Here is a 13,645-nt window from a genome sequence, read left to right on the forward strand (position 1 = left end):
AGATGGAGCGTCATCGCCCCAAGCGCGCAGCTTTGGAGCTCGACGCGAGGGAGCGGTTTTGTACCCCTTTCTGGGTGTACAGAACGGTCTTGTCCTCCATAATGCGGACAACTACTGTCATGTCTGAGCCGCCGTGACCGACCCGACCTTTCGGTCGCGGGCGGCTCGCGAGGGGAACCCGTCCGCTCGCGGAACCGCCCCGATTCCGGGGCATCGCTCAACGTCGACCCGACGACGCCGCACCCCGTGACGCTCACCTCGAGCGCGCCTGCGCCTGCCGGGTCCTGACCCGAACAGAATGTGAGTGCGTGATGAACAGGTTCGTCAGAGGCGCGATCGCCGGAGCTGCGGGCGTCGCCCTCCTCCTCGGGGGCGCCAGATCCTTCGCCCTGTGGAACGGCGCCGCCAGCGCCCAGGCCGGCACCGTGCAGTCGGGGACGATGACGATTGCGAACACCCCCGGTTCCGCCGCGGTCTGGACGGTCACCCACGGCGGCGTGACGTCCGCGATCCCGTCCATCAGCGCCTTCCGCATCGTGCCGGGCGACACCCTCACCCTCACCCAGAAGGTCGACATCTCGGCCTCCGGCGACAACCTCTCCGCGATCCTGAGCCTCGACCCCACGTCGATCGTCGTCGGCGGCAACACCGCCAGCTCGGAGCTCGCGAGCGCTCTGGCGCGCACCGCGACCATGACGATCCCCGGGACCCTGCCCGCCGGACTCACCGCGGGCCCTGCGCCGTACTCGTACAAAGTCACCGGCGCCCTGGGCACGAAGACGGTCACCATCGTGCTGAGTGCACCCTTCGATGCAGCGGGCACGGCCGCACAGGGCGGCACCATCGACCTGACGAAGCTCGCCTTCAAGCTGGCGCAGCAGTAACACGGCGAACGCGGCCGGTCAGGCGAGCGAGGGAGGCGGGGCGACGATGGCCGGTGTGCGTGGAGCGTGGAGTGTGCTCGGCGCCGGCGCGCTGGCTGCGGTCGTCGTCGCCCTCCTTCCCGGCACCGGAAGCTACGCTCTCTGGAACAGCGCCGCCCGAACGGATGGGGGGACCGTCACGGCGGCGACCGTCTCGGTGAGCGAGACGATCGCGCCGCCCCTCGACGTCGCCTTCCGGTCCGGGCTCACCAGCGCGACCGGAGGCGTGCTCGTCACGAACACGAGCACGGTCACCACCTCGGTGACATCCGTCGCGACGCTCGGGCCCGGCAGCTCGGGACCTCTGGCAGCGGCCATCTCGGTCGTTGCGTGGCCCGCCGCGAGCACTGCATCCTGCACCCCCTCGGCCGTCGCACCGTCGACCGCCTACTCCACCAGCTGGGCGTCGGCAGCGGGTGTGCCCCTGACCGGCACGCTCGGCCCCGGCGCGTCGAGCGCCTTCTGCGTTCGCGCGACCATGGACGTGGCTGCGGCATCCGGGATCGCCAGCGGCTCGGCCGTCGACCTGGCGATCACCACGACCGTGAAGGCCGGCACCAGCTGGTCGAGCACTGCGACCGCCGGTGCCCGGCAGTCGTTCACCGATGACCTCCCTCCGTCGTCCCCCTCGGGCTTGACCGCCAGCCCGGCCGAGAGCACCGCTGCGGGAACGACCGACGCGGTCGCCCTGTCGTGGGCCGCCGCGACGGACAACGTGGGCGTGGTCGCCTACGACGTGTATCGCAGCGACACCGCCCTGCCGATCGGCTCCACCTCCTCGCTGACGTTCACCGACGACAGCGCGGCCGCCGGCACGGGTTACACCTACTCCGTGGTAGCCCGGGATGCCGTCGGCCTGACCTCTCCTGTAGCGACCATCGTGGTCGTGCCACGTACCGACCGCCCGGTGACGCCATGACGGCGCCCACGAAGACGAAGTCGGTGCTGGAGTACCTCGGCTTGGGGTTGAGTGCCGGCCTCCTCGGCCTCGTCATCCTGGTCGCGCTCGCCGCCATCGTCGTGCCGAAAGTCGCCGGAGCGACTCCCGCGACCATCCTCACCTCGTCCATGGAGCCGACGCTCCCGCCAGGGACGCTCGTCATCGTGAAGCCGGTGCCGGTGCATCAGATCCGCATCGGCGACGTGATGACCTACCAGATTCGTTCAGGAGACCCGGCCGTCGTGTCGCATCGCGTGGTCGCGATCACCCGGTCGACCACGGGTGGTCTGACGTTCACCACCAAGGGCGACAACAACGCGGAGGCGGATATCGCGCCCGTCATCCCGGCCCAGGTCCGCGGTGTCGTCTGGTACAGCGTTCCGCTGCTGGGCTACGTGAACAGCGCCCTCGACCACGGGCAACGTTCGTGGATCCTGCCGGCCCTGGGCGTGCTGCTCCTGCTGTACTCCGCCTACATGATCCTGCGTGGCCCGTTGGCGGCCGCCTCTCGTCGGCGGAGGAACGCAGGAACCCCCGGCGAGGCCCTACCCGAAGTGGGGGCTGCCCCCGCGGAGCCCGGCCGTGAGAGCGTCGGTGCAGGACCACTCCGACGTGCTCCGGCACTTTCGAACCCGAATCGAAGGATGAACGACCATGACGTTTTCCACTGACGCCTCCGTCGACCCCGACGCAGCCGCTTCGCTCGCGCACGTGATGCTCGAGTCGGAGATCGAAGCGCGCATCAGCGCCATCCGCGAGCTCGCCAAGCAGCGCAACGCCATCCACGAGGCGCTCGCCGCATACGAGGAGGGGTGGAGCGCAGCCGTCAAGGCGGGCTGGACGACCGAGCAGCTTCAGAAGATCGGTCTGAAGGAGACCGAGTTCGAGAAGTCCGCAGACCCGCGCCCGGCGGTCGCGGCGGTCCCCGCCGTCCCCGCGGTCGCAGCTGTTGCTCCCGTCGCTCCCGTCGCGCCGTATGCAGCGCCGGTGGCCCTCAGCACCGACTACCGGTCGGACACCGTCACGTCCGCGAGCCACGACTCGTCGTTCGGCGGCCCGGTCGCGGTCCCGTACAGCAACTGAGCGGGTCGCGCGGCCTCGACCGTCTCCGGCGGACGGGCCTTCCGGATCAGAGGGACTTCATGGAGCCGCCCAAGGGAATCGAACCCTTGACCTTCTCATTACGAGTGAGATGCTCTGCCGACTGAGCTAGGGCGGCGTGGGCCGGGCTTCCGCTCGGCGCACAGTCAGATAGCTTACCTGATCCGGCGGGCTGGTGACGACCGGAAGGATGCGCGCTCAGCGCACCTGGGTGCCCAGTGCCGAGAGCTGCTCGAACGAGCTCCGCAGACGGTCCGACAGCGGCTCGACGCCGCCGCGGTCGGCCCAGCACGACCAGGCGTGGCGCATGCCGGCGAACGCGACGTAGGTCACCAGTCGGGCGCGCTGGTGCAACGCCTCGGGATCCGCTGCGAGGGCGGCGTCGTCGTGGGCCAGACGGCGTTGGACGACACCGCTCAGGGCGTCCTCGAACTTGTGCATGCTGGCCATCCGGAGGGCGAACAGCTCGGGATTGTCCTTGAGCAGCGCTCGGCGCAGGGTGTGCAGGCGGTGGACGCTCTGCGGGTCGGTGTCGGTCGCGTCCAGCTCGCCCGCCTCGTCGCCGACCCCGATGGCCGCGATCAGCAGCGTGCTGATGCCATCCAGGATCGCCTCGTCGGGGCCCGCCTCGACGAACCGGTCGATGGTGTCCTGGTCGGGAAGCTCCGGGAGCTCGCCGATGATCGCGGACTCCTTCGACGGGAAGTAATTGAAGAACGTACGCGGCGACACGTTTGCCACGTGGCTGATCTCGTCGATTGTCACACGGTCGAAGCCGCGCTCGCTCGCGAGCTCGACGGCGGCGAGCTGGATCGCACGGCGCGTGGCGATGCGCTTGCGCTCGCGCAGGCCCAACTCGCTGAGGGTGGATTCGGGGGCCGCAGACACGTCTACGATTATTTCACTCCCTGCAAAATTGCACCACTCGTCAGCACGTCTTGCCCTGGCCGGGGAGGGTGCCCTTCACCAGGTAGGCGTCGACCGTGTCGTTCACGCACGAATTCGACTTGTTGTATGCGGTGTGGCCCTCGCCCTTGTAGGTGAGCAGGTGACCGTTCTGCAGTTCGGCCGCAAGGTTCTTCGCCCAGACGTACGGCGTCGCCGGGTCGTTCGTGGTGCCGACGACCAGGATGGGGGCCGAACCGTCCGCCGAGATGGGGCCCCGCTGGACAGTGGAGGTGTAGGGCCAGTTCGCGCACCCGATGTCGCCGTAGGCCATGTAGGGCCCGATGACCGGCGCGACCTTGGCGAGCTCTGCGGCTTGGGCGCGCATCAGGGTCGGGTCGGCGTTGTAGGTGTAGTCGAGGCAGTTGATCGCGACGAAGGCCTCGGTGGAGTTGTCGGAGTACGTACCGTCCGCCGTCCGGTTGTTGTAGGTGTCGGCCAGCGTGAAGGCGACGGAGGCGCTCCCCTGCATCACCGAATCGAACAGCTTGTCGAGGTACGACCACGCGGTCGCGTCGTACAGCGGCGTAATGATCGCGGTCACCAGGGTGTTCGCTCCGAGTTCGCGCCCGTCCGAATTCCGGATGGGGCTCTTCTCCACAGCGGCGAGCAGCTGCCCGACTGTCGCCATGGCGTCATCCACCGTCCCGGTGAAGGGACAGCCCTTCTGGGTCAGGCAGCTCGTCAGATACGCCCGCAGCGCGCTCTCGAATCCCTTCGCCTGCACCTCGGTCACCTCGAAGTTCGAGGCCGCCGGGTCGAGCGCGCCGTCCAGCACGAGCCGCCCGGTCTTGTGCGGGTAGAGCTCGGCGTAGACGGAACCGAGGTAGGTGCCGTACGAGTAGCCCAGGTAGTTGAGCTTGGTGTCACCGAGCGTTGCGCGGAGCAGGTCGAGGTCGCGCGCGGCGCTCACCGTGTCGACCCTCGGCAGCGCGGCGCCGGTGCGCTCCTGGCACGCCTGGCCGAAGTCCTTGGCGACCGCTGTGTTCTCGGCGATCCACTGATCGGACCCACGTATGCCCGGCGTGATCCCGTAGAGGTACTGGTCCATCTGCTTCGCGTCGTAGCACTTCACGGCGGTCGACCTCCCGACACCGCGGGGGTCGAAGCCCACGATGTCGAAATGGTCCTGCAGGGTCGCGTCGGCCACGAAGTCGACGGAATCCTTCACGAAGTCGTAGCCCGATGCACCCGGGCCACCGGGGTTGGTGAGCAGGGAACCCTGTTTCGTCCCCTTCGCAGGCTGGCGGATGAGCGCGAGCTCGATCTGCCCGGCCGCCGGGTCCTTCCAGTCGAGCGGCGCCTTCGCCGTGGCGCACTGCTTCCCGCTCGCACAGGACGTCCAGTGCAGGATCTGGCTGTAGTACGGCTGCAGAGCAGCGGACACCTTCTCGGGAGCCGGTGACGAGGTCGCCGCCCCCTTCGCCGGGAGGAACCAGGTGACGCACCCGCTGAGCGTGAGGGCGACGACGGCGGCCAGCGCGACCAGCACCGTGCGCACGGCGTAGGGACGCCCTGAGGCGGGGCCGCGGCCGGAGGCGCCGCTGCCGGGTCGGGTGGTCACAGGTCGGTCCCCTTTCGCGCGGACGCACCGCGCAGGATCGTGGTCAGCATGGCCTCGAGGGCGAGTGCCGGAGCGACGTTGCCGTCGATGCGCTCACGGGCGGTGGCGACGGCGTCCATGGCGGCGAGCGTAGCGGCCGGAGTCGTGTGGGTGCTGAGAGCGTCGAGCTCGGGACGCAGCTCCTGGTTGACGAGCGGGCTCGCACTGCCCAGCTGGATCATCATCACGTCGCGATACAGCGAGAGCAGATCGACAAGGATCCGGTCTATGCCGTCGCGAAGGCTGCGGGTGGCGCGCCGCTTCTGATCCTCCTCCAGCTGCCGGAGTTGTCCGCGCAGGGCGGGCGGGATGGTGCCCCCGGGCTCGATACCCAGGGAGCGGAGGGCGTGCTCGCGCTCCTCCGCATCCCGCTCCTCGGTGATCGCCTTCGCATCGGCGCCGGCGATCTCGAGCAGGGTCGCCGCGGCGAGGACGGCATCGGAGACGGAGCGGATGCCCAGGGCCAGTTCGAGCGTCTGCTCGCGGCGCCGACTGGCCTCCGCGTGCGTCGCCAGCCGGTGCGCCATCCCGATATGACTCTGAGCGTGGCGAGCCGCGCGTTCCGCCGTCACGGCGTCGACCCCATCCCTGCGGCTGATGAGCTCGGCGACGTCGCCGACGCTCGGAACCCTCAGACGCACCGTACGGACCCGGGAGCGGATGGTCGGCAGCAGGTCGGCGTCACTGGGGGCGCAGAGGATCCACACGGTCCGCTCCGGCGGCTCCTCGAGCGCCTTCAGGAGAACGTTGGAGGTGCGCTCGGTCATCCGGTCGGCGTCCTCGATGACCATGACGCGGAAGCGGCCCACCGACGGGGAGAATTGCGAGCTGGCGACGAGGGAGCGGACTTCGTCGATCGAGATGATGACCCGCTCGGTGCTCAGCACGGCGAGGTCGGGATGGGTGCGTGCCTCCACCTGGCGCTGTGTGGCGAGGTCACCCTCCGGCGTGCCGGGACTCAGCAGCGCCGTCGCGAAGGCATAGGCGAGGTTCGACCGGCCGGAACCGGGAGGGCCGGTGATCAGCCAGGAATGGGTCATGCCCCGGCCGGTGGAGCCGTCGGCCGACCGCTCGGCCGCGCCTTCCGCTGCGGCGCGGACGACCGCGATCGCGTCGTCCTGCCCCGTGAGCTCGTCCCACACCGTCATGGTCTCCAGGCTAGCTGGCACGACGGACACCGGTGAGCACGGCATCCGACCGCACGGACGGGGTCAGACCCGCGAACTCAGCCGGTCGCGGATCTCGGCGGCGATCTCGTCGACCGGTCGAGCGGCATCCACGACGAGGAACCGGTCGGGCTCCTTCTCGGCGAGGCCGAGGTACGCCGACCGGACCCGGGCATGGAAGTCGGACCGTTCGGCTTCGAGCCGGTCGTAACGGGTGCGGGCGGTGTCGAGGCGCGCGCGTGCAGCGTCCTCGTCGAGGTCGAGCAGGATGGTGAGGTCGGGCAGCAGCCCCTCCGCCGCCCAGAGCGAGAGATCGCGGATCTGCTGCGCGTCGAGCACTCTGCCCGCGCCCTGGTAGGCCACGGACGAGTCGATGTAGCGGTCCTGCACGACGACCTCACCGCGCGCCAGGGCCGGGCGAACGACGGTCGCGATGTGGTGCGCTCGGTCGGCCGCGTAGAGCAGTGCCTCCGCTCGCGGAGCGATGTCGCCCCGGTGGTGCAGGACGATCTCGCGGATCTCGACCCCGGCGTCCGTTCCACCTGGTTCGCGGGTGCGGACGACGGTACGGCCGAGCCCCACCAGCCACTGCTCGAGGAGGGCGGCCTGGGTCGACTTGCCCACACCGTCCCCACCCTCGAGCGTGATGAAGAGTCCGCCGGTCACTCGGCGGGCTTCTTCGCCGCGGCGGGCTTCTTGGCTGCAGCAGCCTTGGCGGCGGTCGTCTTGGAAGCCGTCGTCTTGGCGGCCGGCTTCTTGGCAGCCGGCTTCTTCGCGGCCGTCGACTTAGCGGCCGTCGACTTGGCGGTCGTCGTCTTGGCGGCGGGCGCCTTGCGCGTCGGCTTCTTGGCCGGTCCCTTCGCCCGCTTGTCGGCGAGCAGCTGGACAGCGCGGTCGAAGTCGACCTCGTCGACGGTCTCGCCGCGCGGGATCGTCGCGTTCGTCTCACCGTCGGTGACGTAGGCGCCGAATCGTCCGTCCTTGATCCGGATGGGCTTTCCGCTCACCGGGTCGGCGTCGAACTCCTTGAGCGCACTCGACGCCCGGCGGTTGCCGTACTTCGGTGCTGCGAAGAGCTCAAGCGCCCCCGCCAGGTCGACATCGAAGATGTCATCCTCGCTGGGAAGGGAGCGGGTGTCGGTGCCCTTCTTCAGGTAGGGACCGTACCGGCCGTTCTGTGCCTGGATCTCTTCGCCGCTCTCCGGGTCGGCCCCGACGACGCGGGGAAGGTCGAGGAGCTTCAGCGCGGTCTCGAGGTCGATGGCCGCAAGGTCCATGGACTTGAACAGGGATGCCGTGCGCGGCTTCTCGGCTGCGGCCTTCTTCGTCTTCTTCGCCGGCTCTGCGACCTCGCCCGTGTTGGGGTCGGCGACGGGCTCGTCCTCCGGGTCGGCCTCGGTGACGTACGGCCCGAAGCGGCCGTCCTTGGCGAGCACCTGCTTGCCGTTGGACGGGTTGGTGCCGAGCACACGGTCGGTCTGCACCGGGGCTTCGATCAGTTCGTGGGCTTTCGCCGGGGTGAGCTCGTCCGGCGCCAGCTCCGGCGGGATGTTGACCCGGCGCGGGGTGGCGTCGGCTGCGGCGTCCGGGTCGTTGACCTCGAGGTACGGCCCGTACTTGCCGATCCGCAGCGTGACGCCGTCATCGATGGCGATCGAGTTGATGCTGCGCGCATCGATCTCGCCCATGTTGTCGATGACGCGGCGGAGCCCTTTGTGCTTGCCGCTGCCGAAGTAGAAGCTGTTGAGCCAGTCGACGCGCTCCGCCTCGCCGTCGGCGATGCGGTCCAGGTCGTCTTCCATCTCTGCGGTGAAGTCGTACTGCACGAGGTCGCCGAAGTAGTCCTCCAGCAGTCGGACCACGGAGAACGCCACCCAGCTCGGAACGAGGGCCTGCCCACGCTGGGTCACGTAGCCCCGGTCGATGATCGTCGAGATGATGCTCGCGAACGTGGACGGTCGTCCGATACCCAGCTCTTCCAGCGACTTCACGAGGCTCGCCTCCGTGTACCGCGGCGGCGGCGTGGTCTCGTGGCCGTCCGCTGCGACATCCTGGACGGTCAGCGGCTGCTTCTCCGTGAGCGGGGGAAGCTTCGCCTCGGCCGAGTCGGAGCTGTTGCGCTCCTCGTCCCTGCTCTCCTCATAGGCGTTGAGGAAGCCGCGGAAGGTGATGACGGTGCCGCTCGCGGTGAACTCGGCGACCGTGCCGTCGAGTGGGCCCTCGGTGATGCGGGCCTCCACGGTGATGGATGCCGTCTGGCCTTTCGCGTCGGCCATCTGCGATGCGACCGTGCGCTTCCAGATCAGTTCGTAGAGGCGCAGTTCCTGGCCGCGGATCGAGCGCTCGAGCTCGGCGGGCGTGCGGAACGTCTCGCCCGATGGGCGGATCGCTTCGTGCGCCTCCTGCGCGTTCTTGCTCTTCGACGCGTAGGTGCGCGGCTTGTCCGGCACCGTCTCCGGGCCATAGAGCTTCGCCGCCTGCGATCGCGCCGCATTGGTGGCCTGCTGCGACAACGACGCGGAGTCGGTGCGCATATAAGTGATGTAGCCGTTCTCGTAGAGCGACTGCGCGACGCTCATCGTCTGCCGCGCGGAGAAGCGCAGTTTGCGGGCGGCCTCCTGCTGGAGGGTCGAGGTCGTGAACGGCGCGGCCGGCTTACGCGAGTACGGCTTGGACTCGACCTTCGATACCGCGACGGCCGTGCTGTCCTGACGGACGGCCTCGGCCAGTGTCGTCGCCGACGCCTCGTCGAGCGTCCGGGCATCGGATGTCAGCTGCCCGTGGTCGTCGAAGTCGCGTCCCGTTGCCACACGCAGGCCGTCCAGCCGGGCGAGCCGGGCGTCGAAAGCGCTGGCGTCCTCCGGAGCCAGACGCGCGGTCAGTCCCCAGTACGACGCGGGAACGAAGGCGAGCCGCTCGCGTTCGCGATCGACGACGAGCCGCGTGGCGGCGGACTGGACGCGGCCCGCCGACAGGCCTGGACCGACCTTTCGCCACAGCACGGGCGACACCTCGTAGCCGTAGAGCCGGTCGAGGATGCGCCGCGTCTCCTGGGCGTCGACCAGCGCCGTGTCGATGTCGCGCGTGTTGTCCCGGGCCTTCTCGATCGCCTCCCGGGTGATCTCGTGGAAGACCATGCGCTTCACGGGGACCTTGGGCTTGAGCACCTCGACCAGGTGCCACGCGATGGCCTCGCCCTCGCGGTCCTCATCCGTCGCGAGGAGGAGTTCGTCGGCGTTCTTGAGGGCGCGCTTGAGGTCGGCGACCGTCTTCTTCTTCTGGTCGGAGACCACGTAGTAGGGCTCGAACTCGTTCTCGACGTCGACGGAGAACTTGCCGAGCGACCCCTTCTTGAGTTCCGGGGGAAGGTTCTTGGGCTCGATGAGGTCACGGATGTGCCCGACCGAGGCCATGACCTCGTAGCCGTCGCCGAGATACTGCGCGATCGACTTCACCTTGTTCGGAGACTCGACGATGACGAGCTTCTTCGTGTCAGACACCTGACTCCTCTTAATATGCACACGCTGTGGCTTCCACAGCTGACCATGTCGTCCACGACTGGACCGACGTGGCGCCTCTCCCCCTGCGGCGACGTTCCACGGCTGAGGTGGTCGTCGTCCGACAGGCAAACCATACACACCTTGGCCGCCTGTACGCCTAATCGGGTTCGCCACGTTCGCCCTGGGCGCAGCCGTCCTTCCTTTCGGACGTCGACCGCCTTCGACACTCGGGACCCTTTGCCACCCTCGCCGGGAGGAGGACAATGACAGCATGGCAACGACAATGATGTACACCGCCAAACTGATCGACGGCCCCCTCGAGGGCAAGACGATCTCGACCGATTTCCTCTCCTCGGGAGACGCGCGCCCTCGACTTGAGATCTCGGCCCCGGCGGGCTCGAAGCACTACCTCTATATCCGGGCCTCCGGCGCCGAACGCGAGTACGCCTCCGACGAGGATCGTGGCGGTCAGCCGACGGCCGTCTCGTACCGCTTCCTGGAGACCGTGTTCGACTGAGCGCTGTATCGTCACCCGCCCGGAGGCGGTCCAGCGCGCGCTGAAGCGGAGGCGCTGAGGCCGAGATAGGGAGTCGAGACGGTGACGGTGACCATCACGCCTGCCTGCGCGCACGCCGACAGGCCGGCTCCGTTGGCCCGGGCGACGGTCGCTGCGGTCTCGCACGGGACGCCGGCCATGCGCCCGCTGGCGACGTCCGCGGCGGCGAGCGCCGCCAGGTCGGCCGCCGCCGACGCGTGTGCCTGCGCCGCCGCCGCACCGGCGACGGCGATGCCACCCGCGCCGACCACCACGACGGCGCACACGATCCCGAGCGCGAGGACGGAGCCCGTCCCGCGGTCGCCGCTCAACCGGCCCGTCATCCGGCGGCCGTCTCGTCGAGGGCGCACGCGCGCGCGCTGAGCCGTACGCCGATCCTCGTCAGCACCGTGTCGTCCGGCGCCGTCACCCGAACACACAGGACCTCGCCTTCCTTCTCGATCGATGCAGAGGCACCGCCGGCCCCCGCCGCGCCGGCCGCCCGCGCCGGATCATCACCGCGTCCGGCCAGGCGGGCCGCGACCGACGCCTGGCCGGCCAGAGCCACGTACTGCGCCATCCCGTGGATGACACCCACGCACAGTGCGAGGGTGGCGAGCACGGCCGGCAACGCCACCGCGAATTCGGCGGTGACGCTCCCCCGCTCAGCCTCCGGACAGCGCACGGTGCACCAGGTCCGACAGGATCGCCTTGACCTCGTCGCCCCTCAGCAGCGCCACCAGGACGCCGGCGAAGCCGACCGCGGCCAGGATGGTGATCGCATATTCTGCGGTGGCCGCGCCGCGGTCTGCGGCCAGTCGCCGCCTCAGGTGACGCAGTGTCCCGATCGCGTTGTGCATCGGGTCTCCCTTCATTCGTCCGTCTGGTGATTCCAGTGGTTCCATCCTTCGGCCCGGCCGGCTGCGGCGGCGCCCGCAGGGAAGAACTGTGGAGAAGTCAGCGGAGGCCCGCGGTTGTGGACGCCAGTAGCGACAAGGCCAGCGGAACGACCGCGAGCAGCAGGAAGCTCGGAAGCACGCACAGGCCCAGCGGGAGCATCAGTCGCACGCCGAGCGTGGCCGCTGCACGTCGGGCATCGGTGCGGGCTGTGCGGCGCACCTGGCGCGCAGAGGCCGTCAGCAGCTCGACGGCGGGAGCCCCGGCCGATTCAGCCACCTGCAGGATGCGCCGAGCTGCACGATGATCCAGCGCCGGTAGCCCTGCCGAACGAACGGAGCGATCCGCCGCTTCGACGGACGCCGCCGCCGAAGCCCCGCCCGCGAGAGACAGGGCGATCAACTCCTCAGCCAGCCCCGGGATCGGCCGGCGGGCGAGCGCCCGCCGCAGGAGCGCGCTCATCCACCACCGGCCGAGGAACATCAAGACCACGCCCGCTCCCACAGCCGTAGCCCCCGCGGGCGATGCGGCAGCGCCGACGACGTCGGTCCCGAGTGCGACCGCCAGAATCACCCCTGCAGCGGGGAGCCACGCAACGAGTCGCGCGGTCGCGCGCGGCCCGCTCAGCGCGACCTCCCCGTCCCGCTCCGCCTCCGCGACGTCCCGGAGCGCCCCGGCGACCACGCGGAGCGTGTGGCCCAGCGGCGTTCCGGCGACCTCGGCGACCGACCACGCCGCAGCGAGCGCGCGGACGTCGTCCGACTGCGCCGCTTCGCCGAGCGCCGCGGCACAGGACGTCTGGGCGGCGAGTGAGGCGACGACGCGTGCCGCGACCGGGTGCCCGCCATGCTCCGCGACGACCGCCCAGGCCGAGCGCGGAGGCAACCCGGCATCGAGGAGCACCGCGAGGGACTCGGCCAGCGCGGCGACCGCATCCGCCTCTGCACCCGGGGGCCGCTGCATCATCGTGATTCCCGGGCGTGGTCCGTCTCCCGGCGGATCGCGAGTCGCCCGTTCGCCTCGATCCCGAGCCTCCCGAACCCGCCCAGCCGCCGCTCGCCGCCGGCGCGTTCCAGGTGCACGACGAGACCGATGGCGCTGACGGCCTGCCGTGCCAGCGCCCGGTCGTCCAGCCCCGAGAGCGCCCCGAGCGCCTCCAGGCGGGCGGGCACATCCTCCAGGGAGTTCGCGTGCAGCGTTCCCGCCCCACCGTCGTGGCCGGTGTTCAGCGCGGCGAGCAGGTCGCGCACCTCCTCGCCACGGCACTCGCCGAGCACCAGGCGGTCCGGTCGCATGCGCAGCGCCTCACGCACGAGACGCCGGAGGTCGACGCCGCCCGCTCCCTCCAGGTTGGGCTGACGTGTCTCCAGGCCGACGACATGGGGGTGCGGGATGCGGAGCTCTGCCACGTCTTCGATGACGACGATGCGTTCGTCCGGTGGGGCGTTCGCCAGCAGCGCGGCGAGCAGCGTCGTCTTTCCCGCACCGCCGGCACCGGTGATGAGCAGGTTCGTCCGGGCGAGCACCGCCTCCACCAGACGGTCGCGATCCGCAACGCTCATCCCGCCCGCGGAGGCGAGCTCGTCGAGCGACGGCTGCACGGGCGGCGGAACGCGGATCGACAGCAGCGCACCACCGGTCGAGACCGGAGGGAGAACCGCATGGACGCGCACACCTCCCCGCAGCCGCACATCCACGAACGGCGTCGCCTCGTCGATGTGACGCCCGCCGGCCGCGATCAGACGCGTCGCCAGCTCACGCGCGGTACGTTCGTCGGCGCGCCATGCGGTCTCGCGCCGCAGCCCGTGCGGCGGCCCGTCGCTCCACAACTCGCCGTGTGCGGTCACGAAGAGGTCGGTGACACCCGGACGCAGGAGGTACGGCGCGAGAGGTCCGAAAGTGCGCCACAGGCCGGGTTCGCCATGGCGCGAAGAAGTGTCGTTCGTCATACGCCGACAGTAGAAAGTCCGATCCCACCGCGGCGGCTCGAGGCGAAGTCAGGGGATAACCCGGACTACGGACCTCATGTGGACAA

The 13,645-nt window shown here is 69.9% G+C and carries 15 protein-coding genes and 1 tRNA gene; 5 read left to right on the top strand and 11 right to left on the bottom strand.

Annotated elements, in window-relative coordinates; translation table 11 throughout:
- The first annotated feature begins 311 nt into the window (after window positions 1-311).
- Genes P3F85_RS12305 through P3F85_RS12320 form a run of 4 tightly spaced genes read left to right on the top strand, consistent with a single transcriptional unit; the run spans window position 312 to window position 2,946 of the window.
- Window positions 312-884 carry an alternate-type signal peptide domain-containing protein gene (locus P3F85_RS12305; protein WP_374010927.1) on the top strand — a complete coding sequence of 191 codons (573 nt, stop codon included), beginning with the start codon at window positions 312-314 and terminating at the stop codon, window positions 882-884.
- Between the two features lie 46 nt (window positions 885-930).
- Window positions 931-1,842 carry a hypothetical protein gene (locus tag P3F85_RS12310; protein WP_374007880.1) on the top strand — a complete coding sequence of 304 codons (912 nt, stop codon included), beginning with the start codon at window positions 931-933 and terminating at the stop codon, window positions 1,840-1,842.
- On the top strand, window positions 1,839-2,534 hold the full coding sequence (locus P3F85_RS12315; RefSeq protein WP_374007881.1) for a signal peptidase I: 696 nt from the start codon (window positions 1,839-1,841) through the stop codon (window positions 2,532-2,534). Before P3F85_RS12310 ends, P3F85_RS12315 begins: the two co-directional genes overlap by 4 nt.
- Window positions 2,518-2,946, top strand: a complete 429-nt coding sequence (locus P3F85_RS12320; RefSeq protein ID WP_374007883.1) for a hypothetical protein — start codon at window positions 2,518-2,520, stop codon at window positions 2,944-2,946. Before P3F85_RS12315 ends, P3F85_RS12320 begins: the two co-directional genes overlap by 17 nt.
- 60 nt (window positions 2,947-3,006) lie before the next feature.
- Here the strand turns inward: P3F85_RS12320 and P3F85_RS12325 are convergent.
- The 6 genes from P3F85_RS12325 to topA all read right to left on the bottom strand — a co-directional run bounded on the left by P3F85_RS12325 (window position 3,007) and on the right by topA (window position 10,178).
- Window positions 3,007-3,082, bottom strand: a tRNA-Thr gene (locus P3F85_RS12325).
- Window positions 3,083-3,162: 80 nt separating this feature from the next.
- Window positions 3,163-3,852 carry a TetR family transcriptional regulator gene (locus tag P3F85_RS12330; RefSeq protein ID WP_374007885.1) on the bottom strand — a complete coding sequence of 230 codons (690 nt, stop codon included), beginning with the start codon at window positions 3,850-3,852 and terminating at the stop codon, window positions 3,163-3,165.
- 40 nt (window positions 3,853-3,892) lie between these two features.
- Window positions 3,893-5,473 carry an alpha/beta hydrolase gene (locus tag P3F85_RS12335; RefSeq protein ID WP_374007887.1) on the bottom strand — a complete coding sequence of 527 codons (1,581 nt, stop codon included), beginning with the start codon at window positions 5,471-5,473 and terminating at the stop codon, window positions 3,893-3,895.
- Window positions 5,470-6,660 carry a DNA polymerase III subunit delta' gene (locus tag P3F85_RS12340; protein WP_374007889.1) on the bottom strand — a complete coding sequence of 397 codons (1,191 nt, stop codon included), beginning with the start codon at window positions 6,658-6,660 and terminating at the stop codon, window positions 5,470-5,472. Before P3F85_RS12340 ends, P3F85_RS12335 begins: the two co-directional genes overlap by 4 nt.
- A 63-nt stretch (window positions 6,661-6,723) precedes the next feature.
- A complete protein-coding gene (gene tmk / locus P3F85_RS12345) occupies window positions 6,724-7,344 on the bottom strand; it encodes a dTMP kinase (RefSeq protein ID WP_374007891.1) in 621 nt (206 codons plus the stop codon).
- Window positions 7,341-10,178 (bottom strand): type I DNA topoisomerase, encoded by a 2,838-nt coding sequence (gene topA, locus P3F85_RS12350; protein WP_374007893.1) that lies wholly within the window; start codon window positions 10,176-10,178, stop codon window positions 7,341-7,343. Before topA ends, tmk begins: the two co-directional genes overlap by 4 nt.
- 271 nt (window positions 10,179-10,449) lie before the next feature.
- On the opposite strand from topA, the gene P3F85_RS12355 reads away from it, so the two are divergent.
- Window positions 10,450-10,695: a hypothetical protein gene (locus P3F85_RS12355; RefSeq protein ID WP_374007895.1), complete on the top strand. Its 246-nt coding sequence runs from the start codon at window positions 10,450-10,452 to the stop codon at window positions 10,693-10,695.
- A gap of 11 nt (window positions 10,696-10,706) precedes the next feature.
- Here the strand turns inward: P3F85_RS12355 and P3F85_RS12360 are convergent, their stop codons facing one another.
- The 5 genes from P3F85_RS12360 to P3F85_RS12380 form a co-directional block, all read right to left on the bottom strand.
- A complete protein-coding gene (locus P3F85_RS12360; protein WP_374007898.1) occupies window positions 10,707-11,057 on the bottom strand; it encodes an Rv3654c family TadE-like protein in 351 nt (116 codons plus the stop codon).
- The gene (locus P3F85_RS12365) at window positions 11,054-11,350 is read right to left on the bottom strand and encodes a TadE family type IV pilus minor pilin (protein ID WP_374007899.1); all 297 of its coding nucleotides are present in this window, start codon (window positions 11,348-11,350) and stop codon (window positions 11,054-11,056) included. The genes P3F85_RS12360 and P3F85_RS12365 overlap by 4 nt, the downstream gene beginning before the upstream one ends.
- A gap of 28 nt (window positions 11,351-11,378) precedes the next feature.
- Window positions 11,379-11,573, bottom strand: a complete 195-nt coding sequence (locus tag P3F85_RS12370) for a DUF4244 domain-containing protein (protein WP_374007901.1) — start codon at window positions 11,571-11,573, stop codon at window positions 11,379-11,381.
- A gap of 97 nt (window positions 11,574-11,670) precedes the next feature.
- Window positions 11,671-12,576, bottom strand: a complete 906-nt coding sequence (locus tag P3F85_RS12375) for a type II secretion system F family protein (RefSeq protein WP_374007902.1) — start codon at window positions 12,574-12,576, stop codon at window positions 11,671-11,673.
- Window positions 12,573-13,559 (bottom strand): TadA family conjugal transfer-associated ATPase, encoded by a 987-nt coding sequence (locus tag P3F85_RS12380; protein ID WP_374007904.1) that lies wholly within the window; start codon window positions 13,557-13,559, stop codon window positions 12,573-12,575. Before P3F85_RS12380 ends, P3F85_RS12375 begins: the two co-directional genes overlap by 4 nt.
- Between the last annotated feature and the right edge of the window lie 86 nt (window positions 13,560-13,645).

The sequence above is a fragment of the Leifsonia sp. T36S-04 genome (assembly GCF_042465655.1).
GTDB lineage: Bacteria > Actinomycetota > Actinomycetes > Actinomycetales > Microbacteriaceae > Leifsonia.

Coding starts and splice junctions, on each gene's coding strand:
- P3F85_RS12360 (WP_374007898.1), bottom strand. CDS start 11,057: ATGACGGGCCGGTTGAGCGGCGACCGCGGGACGGGCTCCGTCCTCGCG.
- P3F85_RS12310 (WP_374007880.1), top strand. CDS start 931: ATGGCCGGTGTGCGTGGAGCGTGGAGTGTGCTCGGCGCCGGCGCGCTG.
- P3F85_RS12375 (WP_374007902.1), bottom strand. CDS start 12,576: ATGATGCAGCGGCCCCCGGGTGCAGAGGCGGATGCGGTCGCCGCGCTG.
- P3F85_RS12370 (WP_374007901.1), bottom strand. CDS start 11,573: ATGCACAACGCGATCGGGACACTGCGTCACCTGAGGCGGCGACTGGCC.
- P3F85_RS12315 (WP_374007881.1), top strand. CDS start 1,839: ATGACGGCGCCCACGAAGACGAAGTCGGTGCTGGAGTACCTCGGCTTG.
- P3F85_RS12380 (WP_374007904.1), bottom strand. CDS start 13,559: ATGACGAACGACACTTCTTCGCGCCATGGCGAACCCGGCCTGTGGCGC.
- P3F85_RS12340 (WP_374007889.1), bottom strand. CDS start 6,660: ATGACGGTGTGGGACGAGCTCACGGGGCAGGACGACGCGATCGCGGTC.
- P3F85_RS12320 (WP_374007883.1), top strand. CDS start 2,518: ATGACGTTTTCCACTGACGCCTCCGTCGACCCCGACGCAGCCGCTTCG.
- P3F85_RS12305 (WP_374010927.1), top strand. CDS start 312: ATGAACAGGTTCGTCAGAGGCGCGATCGCCGGAGCTGCGGGCGTCGCC.
- P3F85_RS12355 (WP_374007895.1), top strand. CDS start 10,450: ATGGCAACGACAATGATGTACACCGCCAAACTGATCGACGGCCCCCTC.